18 protein-coding genes and 1 tRNA gene are annotated in these 20,542 nt (G+C 59.7%); 5 read left to right on the plus strand and 14 right to left on the minus strand.

The window, feature by feature from the left end; all coding sequences use genetic code 11:
• Nucleotides 1-18: 18 nt before the first annotated feature.
• The 3 genes from BV034_RS08395 to BV034_RS08405 all read left to right on the plus strand — a co-directional run bounded on the left by BV034_RS08395 (nucleotide 19) and on the right by BV034_RS08405 (nucleotide 3,529).
• Nucleotides 19-1,272, plus strand: a complete 1,254-nt coding sequence (locus tag BV034_RS08395) for a Gfo/Idh/MocA family oxidoreductase (RefSeq protein ID WP_050025991.1) — start codon at nucleotides 19-21, stop codon at nucleotides 1,270-1,272.
• A 65-nt stretch (nucleotides 1,273-1,337) separates the two neighbouring features.
• A complete protein-coding gene (locus BV034_RS08400; protein ID WP_050025993.1) occupies nucleotides 1,338-2,666 on the plus strand; it encodes a leucine-rich repeat-containing protein kinase family protein in 1,329 nt (442 codons plus the stop codon).
• Nucleotides 2,667-2,680: 14 nt separating this feature from the next.
• Nucleotides 2,681-3,529 carry a class I SAM-dependent methyltransferase gene (locus BV034_RS08405; RefSeq protein ID WP_050025994.1) on the plus strand — a complete coding sequence of 283 codons (849 nt, stop codon included), beginning with the start codon at nucleotides 2,681-2,683 and terminating at the stop codon, nucleotides 3,527-3,529.
• A 66-nt stretch (nucleotides 3,530-3,595) separates the two neighbouring features.
• On the opposite strand, the gene BV034_RS08410 is transcribed toward BV034_RS08405, so the two are convergent.
• From BV034_RS08410 to BV034_RS08450, 9 genes are all read right to left on the minus strand, one after another.
• The gene (locus BV034_RS08410) at nucleotides 3,596-4,402 is read right to left on the minus strand and encodes a thioredoxin family protein (protein WP_050025996.1); all 807 of its coding nucleotides are present in this window, start codon (nucleotides 4,400-4,402) and stop codon (nucleotides 3,596-3,598) included.
• 131 nt (nucleotides 4,403-4,533) lie between these two features.
• A complete protein-coding gene (locus BV034_RS08415) occupies nucleotides 4,534-5,304 on the minus strand; it encodes a LytTR family DNA-binding domain-containing protein (RefSeq protein ID WP_050025997.1) in 771 nt (256 codons plus the stop codon).
• A gap of 29 nt (nucleotides 5,305-5,333) precedes the next feature.
• Nucleotides 5,334-8,375, minus strand: a complete 3,042-nt coding sequence (locus BV034_RS08420; RefSeq protein ID WP_050025999.1) for a hypothetical protein — start codon at nucleotides 8,373-8,375, stop codon at nucleotides 5,334-5,336.
• Between the two features lie 12 nt (nucleotides 8,376-8,387).
• Nucleotides 8,388-9,263, minus strand: a complete 876-nt coding sequence (locus BV034_RS08425) for a prepilin-type N-terminal cleavage/methylation domain-containing protein (protein WP_050026001.1) — start codon at nucleotides 9,261-9,263, stop codon at nucleotides 8,388-8,390.
• Nucleotides 9,260-9,796 carry a hypothetical protein gene (locus BV034_RS08430; RefSeq protein WP_050026003.1) on the minus strand — a complete coding sequence of 179 codons (537 nt, stop codon included), beginning with the start codon at nucleotides 9,794-9,796 and terminating at the stop codon, nucleotides 9,260-9,262. The genes BV034_RS08425 and BV034_RS08430 overlap by 4 nt, the downstream gene beginning before the upstream one ends.
• Before the next feature lies 1 nt (nucleotide 9,797).
• Complete coding sequence (locus tag BV034_RS08435) at nucleotides 9,798-10,526, minus strand: prepilin-type N-terminal cleavage/methylation domain-containing protein (protein WP_050026005.1); 729 nt, start codon at nucleotides 10,524-10,526, stop codon at nucleotides 9,798-9,800.
• Nucleotides 10,523-11,266, minus strand: a complete 744-nt coding sequence (locus BV034_RS08440; protein ID WP_050026007.1) for a PEP-CTERM sorting domain-containing protein — start codon at nucleotides 11,264-11,266, stop codon at nucleotides 10,523-10,525. Before BV034_RS08440 ends, BV034_RS08435 begins: the two co-directional genes overlap by 4 nt.
• A gap of 35 nt (nucleotides 11,267-11,301) precedes the next feature.
• Nucleotides 11,302-13,239 carry a PEP-CTERM sorting domain-containing protein gene (locus BV034_RS08445; RefSeq protein ID WP_050026009.1) on the minus strand — a complete coding sequence of 646 codons (1,938 nt, stop codon included), beginning with the start codon at nucleotides 13,237-13,239 and terminating at the stop codon, nucleotides 11,302-11,304.
• Between the two features lie 10 nt (nucleotides 13,240-13,249).
• Nucleotides 13,250-14,131, minus strand: coding sequence for a hypothetical protein (locus tag BV034_RS08450; RefSeq protein ID WP_265592779.1), 882 nt, complete (start codon nucleotides 14,129-14,131; stop codon nucleotides 13,250-13,252).
• Between the two features lie 615 nt (nucleotides 14,132-14,746).
• Here BV034_RS08450 and BV034_RS08455 point away from each other — a divergent pair.
• The gene (locus tag BV034_RS08455) at nucleotides 14,747-15,157 is read left to right on the plus strand and encodes a hypothetical protein (protein ID WP_050026012.1); all 411 of its coding nucleotides are present in this window, start codon (nucleotides 14,747-14,749) and stop codon (nucleotides 15,155-15,157) included.
• 470 nt (nucleotides 15,158-15,627) lie between these two features.
• Here the strand turns inward: BV034_RS08455 and BV034_RS08465 are convergent.
• From BV034_RS08465 to BV034_RS08475, 3 genes are all read right to left on the minus strand, one after another.
• Nucleotides 15,628-15,702, minus strand: a tRNA-Val gene (locus tag BV034_RS08465).
• Between the two features lie 99 nt (nucleotides 15,703-15,801).
• Nucleotides 15,802-17,094 (minus strand): 4-hydroxy-3-methylbut-2-enyl diphosphate reductase, encoded by a 1,293-nt coding sequence (locus BV034_RS08470; RefSeq protein WP_050026016.1) that lies wholly within the window; start codon nucleotides 17,092-17,094, stop codon nucleotides 15,802-15,804.
• A gap of 33 nt (nucleotides 17,095-17,127) precedes the next feature.
• Nucleotides 17,128-17,811, minus strand: a complete 684-nt coding sequence (locus tag BV034_RS08475) for a L,D-transpeptidase (RefSeq protein ID WP_063768717.1) — start codon at nucleotides 17,809-17,811, stop codon at nucleotides 17,128-17,130.
• Between the two features lie 54 nt (nucleotides 17,812-17,865).
• Between BV034_RS08475 and BV034_RS08480 the strand changes: the two genes are divergently transcribed.
• Nucleotides 17,866-18,540, plus strand: a complete 675-nt coding sequence (locus tag BV034_RS08480) for a DUF1080 domain-containing protein (RefSeq protein WP_050026018.1) — start codon at nucleotides 17,866-17,868, stop codon at nucleotides 18,538-18,540.
• Between the two features lie 120 nt (nucleotides 18,541-18,660).
• Here the strand turns inward: BV034_RS08480 and BV034_RS08485 are convergent, their stop codons facing one another.
• Complete coding sequence (locus BV034_RS08485; protein WP_081887675.1) at nucleotides 18,661-19,605, minus strand: endonuclease/exonuclease/phosphatase family protein; 945 nt, start codon at nucleotides 19,603-19,605, stop codon at nucleotides 18,661-18,663.
• A 19-nt stretch (nucleotides 19,606-19,624) separates the two neighbouring features.
• Complete coding sequence (locus BV034_RS08490; protein ID WP_050026022.1) at nucleotides 19,625-20,506, minus strand: LysR family transcriptional regulator; 882 nt, start codon at nucleotides 20,504-20,506, stop codon at nucleotides 19,625-19,627.
• Nucleotides 20,507-20,542 lie beyond the last annotated feature (36 nt).

Raw genomic sequence — 20,542 nt, forward strand, 5'->3', positions numbered from 1 at the left:
TTTTCTAGTTTATTTTCTATGAACCGACGCTCCCTTCTCAAGCATACATCGGCCCTCGGGGCCGGTCTCGCCATCTCCGCAGTCCATGCCCAGGAGGTGCGGGATGCTCGAAAGCTTAAGGTGGCCGTCGTCGCCCTGGGGCGCGGCATGGGGCACGTGCAGGCGCTTCTGCAGATCCCCAATGTGGAGATCAAGTACCTGGCTGAGGTGGACCCAGTCCGCCTCGACCGGGGGCTGAAGGTGGTGGCCGAGAAACAGCAGGTCTCATGCGTGGGGGTGAAGGACTTCCGCACCTTCCTCGATGACAAGGAACTGGATGCCGTCTTCATCGCCACCCCCAACTTCTGGCACACGCCTGCGGCCGTGCTGGCCATGAAAGCGGGCAAGCACGTTTACGTGGAGAAGCCTGGCAGCCAGAACATGCAGGAGGCGGAATTGATCGTCGAAGCGGCGAAGAAGTATGACCGGGTCGTGCAAATGGGCAATCAGCGCCGCACCTGGCTCAAAGAGCCCATCGCCATGCTCCATGAGGGAAAGATCGGCAAGGTGCACTACGCCCGCGCCTTCTACAATGCCAACCGCAAGGCGATTGGCCAGAAGGCGAATCCGGCGTCACCAGAGATCGACATGGATCTCTGGCAGGGGCCGATGACAGCCGAGCGGGACATGGAGTCGTATGTGCACTACGACTGGCACTGGCTGTGGCACTGGGGCAACGGGGAACTGGGAAATAACGGAATCCATCACCTGGATGTCCTGCGCTGGGGTTTGCAGGTGGATTATCCCCTGCGTGTGACCTACAATGGCGGACGGTACTGGTACGATGACAAGCAGGAAACGCCCGATACGGGATCCGCAGTATTTGACTTCGGCAATGTGGGCATGAGCTGGGAGCAGAGCAGCTGCCATCCCCGTCCTGTGGAAAAGACGGGCGAATGCATCTTCTACGCAGAAGGGGGCTCGCTGCACACCACCAGTGCTGCGTACACCTTCTATGATCTCAAGGGCTCAGAGATCGCCAAGGGCAAGGGCAAAGGGGGCGACGTGGAACACATTGGCAATTTCCTTGAAGCCATCCGTGGCAACGAGAAGCTCAATTCGCCCATCGATGAAGGGCAGAAGAGCACCCTGCTTTGCCACCTGGGCAACATCGCCTATCGCACGGGCAGCATGGTGCACTTCGACCCGAAGACGAAAAAGATCACCGGCAATCCAGAGGCGGAGAAGTATCTGGGGCGCAAGTATCGCAAGGGTTGGGAAGTGGGCATCTAGGGGATGGTTGCCACGTTGCGCTGGTAGGGGTTATGGCGTAGGGAAGGCGTTCTCACGCTCTCCCGATGTCTGAAAAGGTCCCTGCCAGCCTCACTGCCCTGCCCATTACGCGAATCGACCTTGCCGTGGGCCTGACCGAGTTCCCGCGGGAGGTGTTCGATCACGCGGACACGCTGGAGGTACTGAACCTTTCGAACAACCGGCTTTCCTCCCTGCCGGATGATTTAGGACGCCTGAAGAAGCTACGCATCCTCTTCTGCTCCAACAATGAGTTCACCCGGTTGCCGGCGGTGCTGGGCACCTGCCCAAGCCTGACCATGGTGGGCTTTCGCGCGAACCAGATCGAGGAGATCGAGGAAGGGGCATTGCCCCAGAATCTGCAGTGGCTCATTCTGACAGAGAACCGGCTGCATGCGCTGCCCGCTGCGCTGGGGAAATGTGGACGGCTCCAGAAGCTGATGCTCTCCGGCAACCAGCTGGAGACCTTGCCGGAGGAAATGGCTGCTTGTGAAAACCTCGAACTGCTCCGGCTTGCAGCGAACCGCTTTGCAGCGTTGCCAGACTGGTTGCTCCGTCTGCCGCGCCTGGCGTGGCTGGCCCTGGCCGGCAACCTGATGACGGAAGATGGCCTGGACCGTGGGCGGAACGAGATCACGACAATCCCTTGGACGGAACTGACGCTGAATCAGCAGCTCGGGGAAGGTGCTTCCGGGGTGATTCATCGTGCAGAGTGGCGACATGCTGACTCAGGTGGGGGCGGCATGGATGTGGCGGTGAAGATTTTCAAAGGGGCAATGACCTCGGATGGTCTTCCTGCCAGTGAAATGGCCGCCAGTTTGGGCGTGGGAGATCATCCTCATCTCACCCAGGTACTGGGACGGATTGCCGGCCACCCCCAGGGTGCGGACGGTCTTGTGATGAGCCTCATTGATCCCGCCTACGCCAATCTCGCTGGGCCCCCCAGTTTTGACACGTGCACCCGGGATGTGTATGTGGATGACATCCAGTTGTCAGTTGAGGCTGGGATACGTCTGGCCCATGGCATCGCTTCTGCAGCAGTGCAGTTGCATGAGAAGGGAATTCTTCACGGGGATCTCTACGCGCATAACATCCTCTACCAGCCCCACGGCCAGTGTCTCTTGAGTGACTTCGGTGCGGCAGCTTTCTACGACCGTCAGGACACGGCGTTGGCTCGCCAGTTGGAGCGTGTTGAAGTTCGGGCCTTTGGGTATTTGCTGGAGGAACTGGTGGCGTTGATTGCCGAACCTGTGGCGCATGTCGATGCCGTCGCTGAACTCGTGCGACTAAGGGACGTGTGTTGCCATCCAGAGGTGAATGCCCGGCCTTCATTCGTTGAAATCGAAGCCAGGCTGGTTTCTCTGGTTTCCCGTTAAGCCTTCTTTTCCCCATGCAACCGCACTTTCACGAAGCCAACCGCCTTTCCTGGAACGCTGCGACGGTGGCGCACAACAGCCACAAGGGCGACCAGACCGCCTGCTTCCGCGATGGAGGCAGTACGTTGTTTCCTGAAGAGAAGGAGTTGCTTGGAGATTTGACGGGGCTGGAGGTGCTTCATCTGCAGTGCAACTCCGGCCAGGACACCCTCGGCCTGGTGCAACTGGGAGGGACGGTCACAGGGGTTGACATCTCCGACGAGGCAATTCACTTCGCCACAAAGTTGTCGGCTGACTCCGGGCTGGCGGCCACCTTTCACCGGATGGATGTTTACGACTACTTCACCTCCACGGTGGAGGCTGGCGTTCAGTATGATGTGATCTTTGCCTCCTACGGCACCATCTGCTGGCTGTCAGACATCGGGGCTTGGGGCCGGGGCATTCAGGCGCTTCTTCGTCCTGGCGGTCGCTTCGTGTTTGTCGAGTTTCATCCCTTCTCGATGATCTTTGACGACAACTGGAAGTTTCACTATGACTACTTTCCGAACGGAGCGGTCTCTTCCCCGGGAGTGTCAGACTACGTGGCGCTGTCCGGAAATGGTCTGGCTCTAGGAGAGTATCAAACCGGGGTCGAGAACTTTGTGAACCCTCACCCGGCTCATGAGTTTGCCTGGGGCTTGGGGGATGTCGTTACCTCCCTGGCACAGGCGGGGCTGACCATTGTCCGGCTGCACGAGTATCCGTACGCGAACGGCTGCGCGTTGTTTGAGGGCATGTGGGACTCCGGTGGACGGCGGATGGTGCCACCGAAGGGGATGCCCACGATGCCCCTGATGTACAGCATCCTGGCGAGGAAGGCGTGAGCCGGAACTCGCAGGCAGCGCCGCAGAATTCCTGCGGGCTGCCAGCATCATGCGGGAATAGGGCGGTCAGCAACTGCCACAGCAAGTTGTCTTGGCCGCGGGCGCTTCATCGTACTCGTCGTGCCGCTTCACCCAGTCTCCAAGGTTGAAGTTGGGCCCGTTTTCATTGCGTCCCTTTGGGGTGAGGTCGAGGAAGTGGTAAGCACCCAGCAACGACTCTGTCTCGCGGGCAAAATCGGAATAGGTGTGGAAAACGTTGCCGTGATCGTCCTTGTAGAAGACGCTCACACCGGGCAGTTCGTCGATCTCCAGATCCGTTTCCTCGAAGTTGTACTCCATTTTTCCTCGTGCCTTGTCCTCCTCGGTGGCGGAGACATGGTAGTCCTGATTGAAATCCGTATCATGTGCGGACACCCAGGGAAACTTCCATCCCATGCGGGCCTTGTATTTATCGAGCTCAGGCAGCGTTGCTCGGGATACGGCGATGAGAGTCACGTCATGATGGAAGAGATGGATGTGCGGTCCATCGAAGTGATCCACCATGAAGGAGCAGCCGGGGCACCCTTCCTTCCAGCCGGGGCCGAACATGAAGTGGTACACAATGAGCTGGCTGTTGCCTGCGAAGAGGTCGGCCAATGATTTTTTTCCTGTTGGGGTGTCGAAGACATAGTTCTTCTCCACTTTCACCCATGGGAGTTTGCGGCGTTCCTCCGCCACTTCGTCCTGCACTTTCAAGGCCGCTTTTTCCTTCTTGATCAACTCCTTGCGGGCTTCGATCCAGGCGGCGCGGGAAACGACTTGATGACTCGATAGCGGCGATTCGGCTGTCGTTGGAGGCTGAGGGGTGGGGCTTTCGATGGTGTTGGTGCTCATGGTCTTATCTCCTATTCGTGGAGCTGGCAGGAGACTTCCTGGCAGCAGGCTTCAGACCCATGACGAATCGCGCCCAGTCGGCTGGACACCCGTTTCCCATTTATTTAGCGTTCCATGGTGGAGCGTACCTGTCAGGTTGAGATGCGCTTGGGCAGAGAGGCCAGATCGGCGGCCCCAAGGTAGTCACGAAGACGGCTGATGGCTGTCCTTCCGATTTTTAGGGGATCTGCCAATCCGACAAGAGCCATGCTGGCGGACTCCCGGTTGGTGATTTCCAGATCTTTGATATGAGCCGGGGCCACGATCAAGGATCGGTCGAGGCGCAGAAAGCCTTCCTGCGGCAGATGGTGCTCCCACTCTCCCAGAGCGCGGTACACGTAGAGTTCCCTGCCATCCACGAGGTGGAGAATGGAATAGCAAGCGTCTGCTTTGAGACAGACGATCTGGTTGGTGGGGACGACGCGGTAGCTGCGGTGCACCGGGACAATCATGAGGTCCACCATGTACAATGGTTGCGGATTGGCGGAGGCATCCGGGATGCGTCCCCGCAACCGGCTGAGGGCGAGGGTAAGGCGGTCTGCAGTGAGGGGTTTCAGCAAATAATCGATGGCGCCCACCTCAATGGCCTGGACGGCAAATTCCTCCTGGGAGCTCAGAAAGATGATGCCAGGCAGTTTCTGAAGATGGGGCAGCAGATCAAAGCCGAGCCCGTCTGGCAACTGGGGGTCGAGGATCAAAAGGTCTGGAGTGAGTGACGTGGACAAGTCCGCCGCCCCCTCAATGGAGCCTGCCTCGCCGATGACCTCCACCGCAGCATGAGCGGCGAGGAGTTTCCGCAAATGCGTCCGGGATGCTGGATCGTGGTCCACGATCAGCGTTCGCCAGATTGCTTCACGTTGCATCGGATTGGTGGAGAGGGCGGGACGGGCGGTCAGTCCTGGAACTGTTCCATGTGCGAAGCGATGACCTTGCCGGTGAAACGGTCGATGGCGATATGCACCCAGAGCCGGGTTTCTCCCTGGGGAATGAAATTCAGGGCGAGATCCGTGGAGCCGGGGGGCGACATGCGGCCCGTCTGGGAAATGATATCGATGAAATAGTTCCACGTGCGGGTCTGGCCCGCGGTGCCCAGGGCCCTCACGAGGACTTCCTGCCTTTGCTTGCTGCCGGCCATCTCTGCCGTGAGCCGGTTGACGGGGAGGATGCCCACGAGATCCGCCAGGCTGCGCAAGGGAGTCAGACCCACCTCGCGACTATAGAGCGTCTGGATGGTGTAGGCATGATCGTTGCTGGTGCGTTCCAACCGGTGGGGGCGACCGCCGGTGATGTACTCCTGAGCCTGGCCGATCAGGTAGGAGGTGTCCATGAGCTGCGAAAAGATGCTGTCCTTTGGCGACTGGGTGTTGATGTTGATGCGCCCCGCCACCACGCCGTCTTGCGGGATCTCATTGATGTCAAAGTACTCCAGCAGAGCGGAGTCTCCGCTGTCTGGGCTGGCAAAGTTGAGCGTGCGCCAGGGGTCGTCTCGGAAGACGCAGCCCAGTTCTCCGGTGGTGTAGTAGGGGCGGTGCAGGATCACGTTGCGGTCTTCTGACACCTTCGCCTTGAAGTTTGAGTTGAGGCGGTTTGCCAGGACATCCTGCAAAACCCGCTTCGGGGACGTGGCCGTGCGTCGGCCGACGGCCACATCATCGAGACGTGAGACGCCATCCTGATCCACCACCAAAGGAGGAATGCCGCCGGGTGTCAGGGGATCGGCCCCTGCGATGGTGGCATAGTCGTTGGCAGCGGTCATGGTGATGACTGCCGCGGGATCTGTCGCAAGGAGCGGTGCATCCGTCTCCCCCCGGGCCACGCCCCAGCGATTGGTGCGGGGATCGGGTTTGATGAAATAGGGGGTGTGACTGTCGTTGAAGACGGTGTCATCCGGTGTTTGGGCTGCCTTGTTGGCGGACTGGATGGTGACCGCCACCGAGGCTCCGAGGCCCGCGGTCGGCTCTGTGGAGCCGTCTCCCACCAGCGCATCGTAGGGCACCCAGACCCCTGCGTCGTTGCAATACTCGAGGACGAGGTTGAAGTGATGAAGCTGGGTCTCCACATTGGGCTTGGTGGCGCTGGTGGTGATCCAGAAGGCCAGTGCTTTGCCGGTGAAGTAGTCTGGCATGGGAGGGAAGCCGTGCTCACCTTCCGAAGACGTCGAAGGTGTCCAGTCATTCAGCGGAGGATGCGGGGTCCGATGGGCGTCAGGATTGATGGCGATGATGCGATCTCCGGAGCTATCTGTATCATGCCTGGAGGTCATCTTGGCATTCGCAAAGCTGCCAACCATCCTGAGTCGAACGGGGGGACGACTCACCGTCTGCAATGGGGCCGCATGCGGATTCACCAGGATGGGAATCGCAAACTGGTCCACCTGTTGAATGTTGCTCCCCGCGTCGGTCTTGGTGATTTGTCGGAACCGTACTCCATAGAGGTAGGGCAGGTCCTTCACGCCATAGACCTGCCGGGTGATGCTGGCGGCATTGGTGTAAACAATGGTGGTGGGGAGATTGTTGGGGCGGGCAGCATCAATGATGTTTGCTCCGATCCGGAGAATCTGGAGGTCCTTGTCGGCATCCCGCTCCGCTGTCAGAGATGCGGTGGTGCCCGTGAAGCTGCGTCCCACCGAGTCGTTGACGATGGCCGCTTTCAGCATCTCAAAAAAGTTGGGCTCCCGGGTGGCGGCCCTTAACTCGGTGAGAGTCTTGATGTGGGTGTCTTCGTACACCCAGCGTCCCTGGGCATCATTCACAAGACCGAAGTACTGCTTGATGGCGTCGTCCTTCTGAGTGGAGGTGGACTCGAACCAGGCAATCCGGTTCAGAGCGAAGCGCCGACTGGCAACAGCCGTGCCGGGGAGGAGGGTGTACTTTCTTTGGGTGCCATCCACGAGATAATCTGTTGCGGCGGCCTTATGGGTACGCAGGATCGCCGGGGCAAAGACGTTGGCGGCATTCGGGGTGGAAGGGTCCCAGGAAGGTGCGTCCACTGTGCGGGACCAAGGTGTCATGTAGGACTGGGGGTTGAAGTTGATTTGGTTGTTCTTGCCAAAACGGAGAAGGTCAAGACGACTGATGAACTGCGTGTCTCCCTCCGGCGGATCGATGAACCCGTTGTTATTGGAAAGAACCCGGTGGAGGTAGCTTCCATCCCGCGCACTGCGCCTGCTGCGAACGTCCACGAAACGGTTCTGCGGATCCCGGGCGAGGTCACGGCTGACCGTCATGACCTGGGTGAGATCTGCCCCGGCCAGAGTGGCTTTGAGGGCGTTGATCTTGAGAATGTCACCTGCCATCGCTGCGGGATAGCCAGCCACGCTGTAGTCGATGAGACAGTCGGTCTGATGAATGGTGAAGGCCGTCCGGCCCACCAACGTGGGGCTGGCTGTACGGGTGGGGCCGCTTTCGTCAAAGTAGATCCAGAAGGGCGCGTCGTTCTTGCCCCAAGGTTTGAGTGCCAGAAAGAGACTGGGCTCGTTCCATTGCTCTGAATGGATGTAGCGCCCGTCCTTGTTGGGAGTAGAGCTGCGTACATCCGATGTCATGGGGTCGAACAAGGGATGGCTGAATTTGGTGATGCTGGGATAGTGGGCGCTCTTGTCGCCCTTCATGGCCGTGGGGATCTTCACGACTGGCAGCATGTTGTCCCGGGTCTTGGGCTTGAAAATGCGGGTTCCCGCCACCTGGATCACTTCGCTCTGCGAGGGGGCGGTCACCTCTTGGGTCAGGAGCCCGATGGTGTAGTTCAAAGCCGACTGGGCAAAGATCTCGCTGCGCACACGGGCAGATGCGCTGGCTTCAATGGCGTGATAGTTTTGTGCCCGGGTGAAGAATGCCAGCAAGATGGCAGTAAAGAGGGCCACCAATGCGAGGGTCACCACAATGGACGAACCTCGACGTTGAAACTTGAAGTGGAAACCGGGGAGGGATTTCATTATCTGGCGGCTCTATTGAGGAAGGTAGTAGGTGCGCTGAAGGACGCGGGTGTGCTGTCGTGCTGGTGGAGGAAGCTCTGCGATGGCTTGCTGCCAGAAGCTTGCGGGTGTGGATTCAAGGGCGGTGCTTGTGCTCATCGTCACCAGTTTCATTTGAAGAGGGCCGAAACCTTCCGCTTCCGCGATGTCCCTCTGGGCGGGGCCGTCCAGAACGGCAATGCTGGCGATGAAGGCCCGCACTTCTTTCAGATCCACTTTGATGAATCCATTGGGATCGGGCTGCTGATCGGCAGTGTAGGGGGGCAATCCACGGGGATCCCGTGTGATCGTGCCGTCACGACGCATCCAGACAAGCTCAAAACGGAAGGCATGCTCTCCCGTCACATCAGAGTCCCCGAGCGCACGGGTGCTGAGACATTCACTGAGAAGATAGTCTTCGGCCTGGATGTCGTTGTCTGTGGGCCAGAGCAGCGGGGCGCTGCCTCGCACCAGCATGGGCAGATCGCACTTCAGCAGGGGGTGTGGCCGTGTCTCCATGGTGTAGGAAACAATCGTCATTCGTGCGCGGGGATGCTGGCTGCTGTTTCGGGAGATGGCGACGAACTTGAGTGTGTCATTGGTGGTGGCATCGCCCGGCTTGAACAACACGCCAGTGCCGCCCCGGGTCACCAAGGTACTGATGTCTTCAGTGAGGTTGTCCAGCGCCATCCGGGCCGAGGTGATGGCATCCATCTGGCGGAGTTGATGGGAGGTTGCCGTCTGGGCCGTGGTGGTGGCTTGAACCAGCAAGAACGTGAGCACCAAAAAGACCACCATCACCACGAGCAGTTCAACCAGGGTGAAACCCTGCCGCAGATGATGGAGGTGTCTATCCGTGTGAGTTTTCATTGGGGGCGGAAAATCAGAAGGGCCCGGACGCTGCCTTGATGGTTGTGCCAGGCGGAGTTTTCCCAGATGGAAGTAGCAGGCCAGGCAATGCGGATCACGGCTCTTCCGCTCGTCCAGTCATCTGGGGGAGGGGTGATTTCAATGCGATAGGCAAAATCAGCCTTGTCTGCCGTAACATGGGAACTTCCAGAGGCGTCCATGAGACCTTCCGCAGGTGGATGCGAAAGGTCGCCGGGAGTCCAGGTGATCTCACCGATATCCTGAAGGCCCAGCACCTGGTAGCTCCCACCATCCTGCCGGGGGGCTGCTTGAATGCCGGTCGCGATTTGCTTGAGCAGGCGGCTGGCTTCAGCCTGTCGCGAAGCATTGGCCGTCAAACTCATGCCTGCGGGAAGCAGCCCCATGAGAAGGCTCAGGCTCAGTGCAGAGATGCCCAGAGCGACAGTGGTCTCCACCAAGCTGAAGCCCCGCGTCCAGCGGGAGCGGACGGTGGATGCCTCGTGGGAGGAAGCCGCGGTGGATCGGATTCGCATGCTAAGGACGGAGTATTTGGATATGGCCGCTGGCGCCATTCAGCACGAGAGCCGCCTGATCGGGGTTGTTGGAGTCAACATTTCCACCGCGGGTCGGGAGCAAAACCAGGTCAATAAACCGGTCGTAGGGCGTGTTCAGATCGATATCCGGTGTGTAAGTGTTCTTGCCGTCGGTGGTGGTGAAGCTGGAATAGATCATGGCCTTGCCCTGGGGGCTGAACATGATGGTGAAGAGCCACGCGGGTTCTGGTACCAGGTTGCCAATGGAGACATTGAGCCCCGGGGCTGATGCGAGGGATTTGGAGTCCGCCCCGGCAAAGCGGAGCTTTTTTAACTCGGCATCCAACTTGTCCCACTCTGCCAGCTTTACTCCCGTCCAGCGGTGAATGTTGCTCAGCACCTGAATGTCGTTCAGTTGCTTGGTGGATGGGCTGATGCTGGGCCGGGTGACCAGACTGCTGAAGGCAAAGGCGGTCAGCGCATCTTCACCATCCAGGGTTTTGGTGTTTTGGAAGGCAACGAAGGTGGGTTGGGAGGAGGTGAGTGCGTGATTCCGGGAGAGTTCGAGGAGATTCCAGGTCTCTGTGACCGCCTTGCTCATGCCCCGGTTGCCCAAAAGAGAGGGCAAGGCGGGCACGGTCGCAAAGATGAGCGCGGCAGTGATGCCGATAACGACCAGAAGCTCCACCAGGGTGAAGGCTCTGGCTCGATGGTGCGGAAACCTGGTCATGGCTGGCTGGGCGAATGGGGTTTACGGTGGCGACGCAGGAGCGATGCAGAGAGACCGAGCATGGCCAGGAGGGACAGTGATGGCTCTGGCACCGCCGATCCAAACGACACCTGCATGTCGTAGGTGTCCCAGTTGGTGCCGGACCGCAGGAAGGTGAGGGTAAAGTCTGAGATGCTCTGCCCCGCGAATTCCAGAGCATTCAGGTCCCACGTGTAGGTGTAGAGCACCGGCGCGAGACCGCTGGTGTACAGCCCTTCATAGCGGGCGATGTTGTCGCCTGTGGTGGCGATGGAGGTGTCGGTGGAAAGGACCGCCTGTGCGATGGAATAGGTGGTGGAGCCGATGGCCAGATTGAGCGTGGTGGGCGGTGCTATGGCCACCATCTGAATGGTCAACAGGTCTGGCACAGGTGCCGTGATGCCGGAGGCAGCGATGGTGAAGGTGGTGTTTCGCCCTGGCTTCAGGAACTCCGGTACGTAGCTCGCATTGGCGTTGACATTGGAACTGAGGAGGAAGGTGCCTGCTGTGGCTGAAGGCGTCTCACTTCTGGCATTGCGCACGCCAGCAATGGCCGCGCCGCCGGGACCTGGATTGCTCCAGAACTCCCGGTTGCCGCCCCATTCCGCGACCGCTTCATGTCCGGAGGGTAGCGGGATGGCGGTGGTCGCGGCCGCCAAGGGCAGGGAGGCTAGAAGGGAGAGACTGAGGATGAGTGTTTTCAACTGAGCGGGGGGCTTCATGAGAGGGCACACACGGGGATGGGTGACGGTGTTTTTTACAGGAGTGATGGTCTGGAGCTGCCTTCACGACGACGACGGCGCAGGAGGATTGTGGCCAGCGAAGTGGCGAGCAGAAGGAGGCGCCCTGGCTCTGGCACGGCGGCGTAGGAGAGGACGAGATCGTTGCCGATGGCGGAGATGGACCAGCCTTCCAGATTGATGCTCACATTGTCTGGATCGAAGCCATTGAGGCCGGCCGTGGTGGTGAGAAAGGTCCAGTCATAGGTGGAAGCGAAGTCGAAAGTGTCAGGGAAATGCAACACCAGGTTCCAAGGGTTCGAGGAGGAACCCGATTCCAGGCTGAAGGAGCCGGTGATCTCGATGCGTGGCGCCGCAAGGGAGTCCGCTCCGACGGTGAACTCCAGGGTACTGCCGCCTTCCACCAACAGGTTGCCGGCGAAATGGATGTCGATGGTCTCGGGCAGGGGATGGGTCTGGGTGGTGGGATAGGTGAGGGTGACGACGTTGCCCAGTTTCAGCGTGGTGACTCCCGGAGCGACCAGCAATCTGCTGCCGCTGGCAACATTCACCGTGCCCCAGCCGAGAGCCCGGTCGCTTCCGGCGATGAGCGTGCCGTTGTCGATGAAAGTTCCTCCGGAGTAGGTGCTGGCACCCGTCAGGTGGGTTGTGCCCCCTGATCGGACATACACGGCGGTCTTGCCGGGTTCTTTGAACTCCGGGTCATAGAAGTCCCGATACGGCCGGACTGGGGCCTTCTCCGTGATGTTGGCGGAGAAGGTGTAGTTGGATTCGTTGTGATTGAAGATGACCTCGCCACTGCCATAGCCAGTGGTCACCTCTGGGGCGAGGAAAGCACCTGCTGTGCCTCCTTCACCGATCTGGATCACTCCCTTGCTGTCGTAGGAATAGGGATCGCCGAAGTAAATCTGGCCCTTCTCGGCACCCAGAGTGACTGCGCCGCCCTGGGTGGAGAAGGAGGCTCCGTCGGCGATGATGAGGGTCAGGTCTCCGGTCACGCCCAGCATGGTGGTGCCCTTGATGAGGGTGTCTCCATTGACGAGGTAACTGGTGACATTGAGTTCTGTGCCCGCGCCCGCGATCCTGATGACCCCGGTGCCGCCGCCCGCATTGAACTCGCTCTCGTAGTAACCGCCGGAGAGGTTGCTGGTCACCGTCACCTTCGCGCCCTGCTCGATGGTGAGAGATCCTTCATTATTGCCGCTGGACATGTACAGAGTCTCCAGGAGCGCAGTTGTGCCAGCTCCAGTGATAAGGACTTGTCCCTGACCTACTGTTTCGGATGAGTAGATCGAGTTCATGTAGCCGATGGCCAGGCTGCCTGAGATGGTGGCACCACCCCGCACCTCCAGAGTGCCAGTGCCTCCGATGCTGCCGACGGTGAACGTGGCTTGCACGTCCGAGAGACCTTCGATGATGGCCTTCCCCTTGGTATCGAGGATTCCCACTTGAAAGTTGAAGAGTCGGGACTGCTCCGTGGCAGTACCGAAGCGGGGATCATTGATGTAGCTCCGGTAGTAGCCCCTGAGGGTAGCGCCGTTGATCCTCACGAGACCTGCTGCACCCGATGCTGCGGAGCCGACGACAAGGTCGGCAGATCCACCTGCGCCACTCACGCCACCATAGGCATAGGAGCCGCGCAGATTGAGGCTGACGTCGTTGATCTCCAGGGTACTGGAAACAACCTTAATGGCAGTGGCCTCCACCGTCACACCTCCTGCCAGGGTGACCACGCTGCCATCATCGATCTGTGCCGTGCTGTTGGGGTCGGCTGCGGCGGCGTAGGCAGCAGGCAACGCGCCGTTGCTCCAGTTGCCCGGTGTGAACCAGTTGCCAGAGGTGCCACCGATCCATCGGTTGGCGGTCTGGGCCTGGGCGGTGGCCGGCAGCAGAGACGTGAACAGAAGTGTGGCGGCCAGCGCCGCCACACCCGGGAGGGTTTTAAGGGATGACATCAGCGCTCCACTAGAGGGCTTCCACGTCTGCCTGGATGGTGTCGACAGAGAAGGCGTGACCCAACTGCGGATCTCCGGCCCCGCTGACGAAGTTGATGGTGAACGGCGAGGAGCTGAGGCTTAAACCCGTCCAGACATACTGGAAGGTGAAGTAGAAGGTCCCCGTGCCACCAGGATAGGTGGTGTCTCCGTCGGAGGGATCCCAGCTGCCCTGGGCGAACGTGTTGGGGGAACTGATGGTGGCGGAGTTCGTATAGCGTGCCACGGAAGTGGTGGCGATGGGACTGCCGCCTTGCACGATGCTGGCCGTGAAGGGCGCGTCTCCATAGCCGCTGGCACCGCCGAGCCCGACGAGGGTGCTGCCAGTGAGCCGGAGATAGTTCGAGGTTTTTACCTGAAGAACCACCTTCTGCACAGCGTACCCGGCAGAGATGTCCAGGGAGAAGTCAAACTGCTGGGAAATGTCATCGTCATTGGTGAGACGACCGGGGCGGGCATAGCTGGGAGCTCCGCTGGAGGTTGCGGGTGAGGGATAGATGGCGGTCTCACTCTGGGCAAGTTCCGCACCCACCAGGCCGGAGAGATCCCCGCTGTCGGGTTCCAGGCCGGTGAAGTAGCCCAGGCCGGTTGCATCGGGGTCAAACCACTCATAGCGGGCAAGACCATCGCTCCCTGCAATGGTCTGGATGCCCGTGTAGGCGGATGGGGCGGAGAGGAGGCTGACGCCGCCAGCTTTGCGAGCGGCACTGATGTGTTCCAGGGCACCCGGAGGGATGACGATCTTGGGGCCACCAGCCGCCTGGAGCTTGGTCAGCATGGAACCTGCTGCGAACGCGGACGTGGCAGCGAGGAAGGAACGGCGCGAGGTTTTGCGTGGGTCTTGGGGGGACATGTTAGTTTTGTAGGTTTGCGTTTTCAGTTGGGTTTGGGTCACTGAAAAAGGGGCTTGGCCGCTCTGGGCGATGTCCGGCAAAAGGGTCTCTTATATGATATTGAGACGCAGTAGCAATGTGTGATGGCTAGAATGCGAAGCGGATCATGGCAATTGCTTTTATTTGTCCCTTGTTGCCGGGGTTTCAGGAAACATCAGAAAGCCTGGTCTTCCAGGGCAGGGAAGGCCACTGACAGATGATGGAGGGGAGTTCTTTCATATCTGGCTGCACGGAACAAACGGTGCTTCTACCAGATTGAAAACTGCCTATTTTTGAATCCGCCAGCCAACACGATGAATCCGCCAGATCGTGCGGAAAAGTTGCAGCTACCCGCGATGAATTCGCACGCCAGTTGCCCGGTGTTGCCGGGATGATTCGTGATTGCTTTGTATCGAAAAACTAATTATGGGGGCGCGGTGGTCTTTCGTGGAAAGGTAGTTTCATGAACTTGCATGGCGGTTCCGCGTTCCCGGCATGTGGCATGCCGTCCGTCACCGCTTCAGGGCATTCGGGATGTTCCGAAGTGGGGTTATCTTGCCTGTGGATTGGAAACATTTCTCTGCTTATGCTCCGGCATGAGCAATTCCGGTGAGTTCTTCATCCAGCTGGAAGGTGGCGACGATTGGTCGGTTGAGTTCCCGGAAGACAATATCACGATGTCATTGGATCTTGAGCCGGTTGGGCCTACGCTCTACCGGATTGTGACTGTGCCTTTGATGATCGAATCTCCCCGCTTTGGAGATGTTATAGAAGCAGAGCAGAAAGGAGACAGGGAGTTGCGCTTTTTGCGCGTCGTCGAGCAGGGGGACTGGCGGATCTTCGACTTTCTTATCTCTGAGGAAATGGCCGGGTCAGAAAGGGTCAAAAGAGTTTGTGAAAAGGTGATTCTGCTTGGCGGGCACTGCGAGCGGGTGTTTGGAGGAATCCTGCTGCTTTGCTTGCCTCCGGCTTCCGACTATGATCCGACTGCTGATCTAATGACGTAGCTTGACCGGATGCCACAGTTGTTTCGAACTGCAGCCACGCTACCCCGGGTTCGGGCATACGTCTCAAACTGTCACTCCTTGGACCAAGCCTCCAATTGGCTCCAGCATGGCCATGATGTCGTCGCCAAGATTCGCCTCACCGAGTCTGGGTATAGAATCAGGACAGGGCCATCTGGACAGTGGTCGCCCCAAGCGCTGCCGCAGCTTCTTCCATCCTGGCGACCAACCGCAGGCAGGCCCAGGTGGAAAGTGCCCTCGCGTTCTTGCGCGACCAATTCAAATGGATTGAGGCGGGCAAACCGGCGGATACCCCGCATCTGAACGACTCCTGCTGCTGAAGGGTTCGATCCATCAACGAGGAGCCCGGCGCTGACCTGAGACATCACAGCCAGTGAATGCAATCTTGCATCAACTGCGACGACGCGCGCCGAAGGATGGCAATGAGAATCCATTTTGCCAGAGGCTAAAAATGGTGCGCGATACAGGGTTCGAACCTGTGACCCCCTCCGTGTCAGGGAGGTGCTCTACCACTGAGCTAACCGCGCAAACGGTGCTTCCTCTTTTTGGAAGCGGCCTGCTTGATACAATGGAGCCGGCCGTTGCGCAAATGTTTTTTTGTCTTCTGCCGCAGACGGCAAAGGGTGCTATTCCGTGCGTTGTTGCGCCTCTGCCGCCCGGGCGACTTCCTGCTTCACCAAATCGGGCGCAACGCCCCGAAGCTCAAACACCCGAAGGATTGTGTCCTCGATCAAATTGTTGGGACAAGAGGCACCGGCGGTGACTCCCACCACGATGGGTTCCTCGCTGGCCAGCTTCGCGGAGTAGCTGGTCTTTTCCGCCTTAAGGTGAAGATCAAAGTGAACGATCTCGGTGAAGCTCTTCAGCAGCTCGGCGGTACGGATGAAGAAGGTGGGCAGCTCTTTTTCTCCGATTTCCACGAGGTGAGTCGTGTTGGAGCTGTTGTAGCCGCCGACGACCAGGAGGATGTCGAGCGGTTTGCGGAGCATCTCGAACAGTGAGTCTTGACGCTCCTGGGTGGCTCCGCAGATGGTGTCAAAGACCTGGAAGTTCTGTTGGGCGGGTTCTGGACCATCCCGATCGATCACGGCCTGTTGCACCCGGCGCTGAAGTTCCTCGGTTTCCGACTTCAGCATGGTCGTCTGGTTGGCCACGCCGACCCGCTTGAGATGCTGGTCAGGATCGAAGCCGGGCGACATCGCCCCTTCGAAGCGCTTCAGGAACTCCTCGCGATTGCCGCCATGGCGGATGTAGTCGCAGACGTAGTCCACATCGCCGAGAGTGAGCACGACCACAAAATTTCCCTTCCCGTCATCCCCCTGGGCCCGCGAAGAGGTGGCCCGGGTCTCCTCGTGGGAGGCCTTGCCGTGGATGATGGAGGTGAAGCCTTGCTTGGCATAGCCTCGCACGCGCTTCCAGACGCTCATGACGTCGCCGCAGGTGGTGTCCACCACCAGGCAGCCGCGTTCGCTGATGATGTTCATCAGCTGGGTCTCCGCGCCGAAGGCGGGCACGATCACGACATCCTCCGGCCCGAGCTTGGAAACGGCCTCGAGATGCTGGCTGATGGGAATGCTGACGATCCCCATTTCCGTGAGCTGGCGGTTGACCTCGGGATTGTGAATGATCTCACCCAAAAGGAACACCCGCCGGTCGGCGAACACCCGCCGGGCTGCATAGGCGAGGTCGATGGCCCGTTCCACCCCGTAGCAAAAGCCGAAGTCCCGCGCCAGGCGGATGGTGGTGTTGCCCACCGTCATGAACCCGCCAGCCTTCCGCAGGTTTTCCACCAAGACACTGCGGTAGTGTGTTTCCACCTCCGCTTGGACCCGCTCCATCACCTCCGGGGTGCGGACGTTGACGCGGCGGGATTTGGCGGCGGGAGCGGGGGCAGACACAGGGGTGGAGGCAGCGGACATGAATCGGAGTCAGAATACGGACCTCAGGCCGGATCAGTTGGCAAAGAGAGGTTTGTCAGGGGCCTTGAAGGCGGCCTCAGTGATAAGTTCGCTGTTCGGCGGGTCAGGCGCAAGGTAATGTTCCGCACCCGGGCGGGTGGCGCTGGCTCCAATCGTGCTGTCTTCCGGCTGGGTGTTGGCAATGTTCACCGGGGTGCCCAGGCGGGTGAGGGCGAAGAATTTGGGGGCCACATTCTTGTGCAGGCGCAGGCAACCGTGGGAGCGAGGGACGTTCCACACATACCCCTGATGGAAGCCGTACGCCGGGGAGAACTCCACCCAGTAGGGCATGGGGTACCCCACATAACGTCCACCCCGCATGTTGGTGGCCTTGATGGGGGTGATGGCGTTCCCCTGGACGGCAAAGCCGTAGCTCATGGAGCGCTTCTTCTCGATCTTGTTGTAGACCTTGAAGTTGCCCTTCGGGGTGGGGTTGCTCGGGGTGCCCACGCAGGTCGCGGTGACCAGGAGAGGCTTGTCGCCCTCCATCACATAGACCATCTGCTTGTTCAGGCTCACCTTGACCCGCACATTGGACAGGCTCTGCGGCCGATAGGCGGGCGAGTCATAGTCGTCCTGCTTGGCCACTTTAAGGGTTTTGCAACTGGAGAGACCCAGGGCGGACAGTCCCGCGAGGGCCAGGATGACGAATTTGGGGAGTTGACTCGGAAGACTCATGGCGATTGTTTCGTAGCACACAACCACGCCACTCTCCACCGTTTTCCTCCGTCCATGAAGGTCCTGCTTGCTCCAATTCTCTCCGCCGTTGCCATGCTCGCACCCATGACGGGAAAGGCGGAGCCTGCGCCGGTGCCCAGTACGGCACCGGCGACCGACAAGGGCGTGGTGCTCTTTGACGGCAAGAACCTGGACAACTGGAAGGCCTATGACGCGGGTGGCAGCGGTGAGATTGCCGTTAAAGACGGTCAGATGATCATCGGCTCCGGGGAATCCATCACCGGTACCATCTATCAGAAGACCAAGGACCTCCCTCTGACCAACTATGAGATCACCCTGGAGGCGCAAAGGGTGGAGGGGATCGACTTCTTCTGCGGGCTCACGTTTCCCGTAGGAAGCCTGAAGACCTGCGCCACGCTGGTCGTCGGCGGGTGGAGCGGCAGTGTCACGGGCATCTCCAGCATCGACGGGCTCGACGCCTCGGAAAACTCCACCGGGCACTTTCGCAAACTGGAGGACAAGAAGTGGTACCGGATCAAGCTGCGGGTCACGCCTGAGTCGCTCACGGCGTGGATCAACGACGAGAAGATGATCGATGTCGATATCGCAGGCAAGAAGATCGGGGTGCGTCCGGGGCCGATTGAGGATTACCAGCCGCTTTCGTTCACCACGTACCAGACCACGGCCGCCATCAAGAACGTGGTGTTGACGCCGATCGCGCCAAAGTAGGTCCGCTGGATTCGTGTACCCAACGTAGAATCGCTGGAAGCCCGCCAATGTTGGGCTTGTGGCCGAATCCTCTTCGAGGAAGAGCTGCGACTGACGCACTTCATGCCATGGGAGGTGGATTCACGGTGCATTCACCCGGAGCGTCGTCAGCAGGGCGGCGTGATCAGACTCAGGTGACCACAATTTTTGCGCCGTCAAGGGCAGGAGGTCCTTGGAACTCCAGATGTGGTCGATGCTGAGCAATGGCAGGGGTGACTGGCGGGGCCAGGTTTCGCTCCAGCCATGGCCGGCTTCATCGAAGGCGTGATGGAAGGCCTCCCGCCATGGGGTGAGCCAGACGGATTCCCGCGGGGTGTTAAAGTCCCCGACAATGAGGGTTCGAGGTTTGTCCCGGGCCTGTGCCAGCACCTGCTCCAGCACGTCCTGCCGGGAACGGATGGGGGAGGAGACCCCGTCCACAATGAAAAGCCGCCAGCTCTGGCCGTCCACGGTCAGCTCCAGTTCGAGGTATTTGCTTCTCGATGGGAGGACGTGGGCACCCAGCACGCGGGCGCTGCCCCGGACCAGCACCGCGGTCCCGTGGGCGGTTTTCAGCATCTGGTAGCCGTCTGGAAGATCGGTCACCAACGGATTGGGGTCTCCGGAAATGCGGCCTGTTTCAACGAACCCTGCGATGTCAGGGCGGTGTACAGCCAGCAGACGGGCGACGCCATCGTGCGGCAGGCGGCGATGGGCGAGGTTCCAATACAAGACCTTCAGTTCACGCTGGCCGGGGAGGGGATCCAAGGAGACATGATTTTGGTACGAGGAGCCATGCCACCAGAGTCCACAGGCGACGCCAAGGCTGAGTTTGACGGCGCGGCTGATGAGTCCCTGCTTTCCCGCGAGAGCCGCTCCCAACCAGCCCAGTGTGAGGATGGGAAGCGGCAGGCCGTAGAACACGGTGGCCAGAACGGGGTATCGGTCGCGCACCGTCAAGTGCAGCACCACCCCCAAAAGAAGAACCGCCACGGCCGGGCGGCGCATCCAGCGCAGCGCTCGATCCATGGCGGTCCGGGAAACCATCCTGGTCGCGTGGGTGGGGCTACTTGGTGCCCAGCAGCACGTTCATGAACTCCCGCATGGCAGGTGTGGTGATGCGGGCCTGCTTGCGAAGGATGCCCAGCGGGCGGTTGAGCGATGCATCCTCCACCTTCACGGCGGCGAGACGGCCTTCAGCGACCTCTTTGTCCACGGTGCGGCGGGGGACAATGGAAACAACGCCTGCCACCTCGACGGCGCGTTTCACGGTCTCGATGTTGTCGAACTCATGCTGCTGCAAGAAGGTGATGGCGTGCCCCTTCAAAGCGCGATCAATGGCTTTGCGGGTGGGGGTGTCTGGGTCGAAGGCCACGAAGCTCTCGCCCTGCAGTTCCTTCAGCTTCACCTTGCGCTTCTTGGCGAGGCGGTGGGTGGGGGCGCAGATGACCACCATCTCGTCTTCATCAAAGACGTCGCTGATAATGCCTTTGCCTCGAACCGGAAACGCCACCAGGCCAATGTCGGCACGGCCATCCGCCACGTCGTCATAGATCATGGGGGAGCGCTTGTACTCGATCTGAACGTCCACCTCAGGATGGGATTCACGGAATTTCTTTAGCTTGGCGGGCAGTTCATGCAGGCCGATGCTGTAAACGGTGCTCACCTTGAGCGGTCCCGCCACCACATCCCGCAGTTCATTCAGGCGGGAATTGATGCTGTCATACACGCTCAGGATCTCCCGGGCTGCTCTGTCAAAGATCTCGCCTTCAGGAGTGATCGAGAACTTTTTGCCGCCACGCTCGAAGAACGTCACGCCGTACTTCTCTTCCAAAACCCGGATCTGCTGGCTCACCGCACTTTGAGTGATATTGTTCTTGGCGGCGGCGAGACTGAAGCTGCCGGTCTCAACGAGATCGCAGAAGATTTTGAAGATTTGCAGCTGCATGTAAGTAGGGTATTAATTATACTTTGAAAATAAATT

Origin of the sequence: Verrucomicrobium sp. BvORR034 (assembly GCF_000739635.1) — a bacterium.
Classification (GTDB): domain Bacteria; phylum Verrucomicrobiota; class Verrucomicrobiia; order Verrucomicrobiales; family Verrucomicrobiaceae; genus Verrucomicrobium.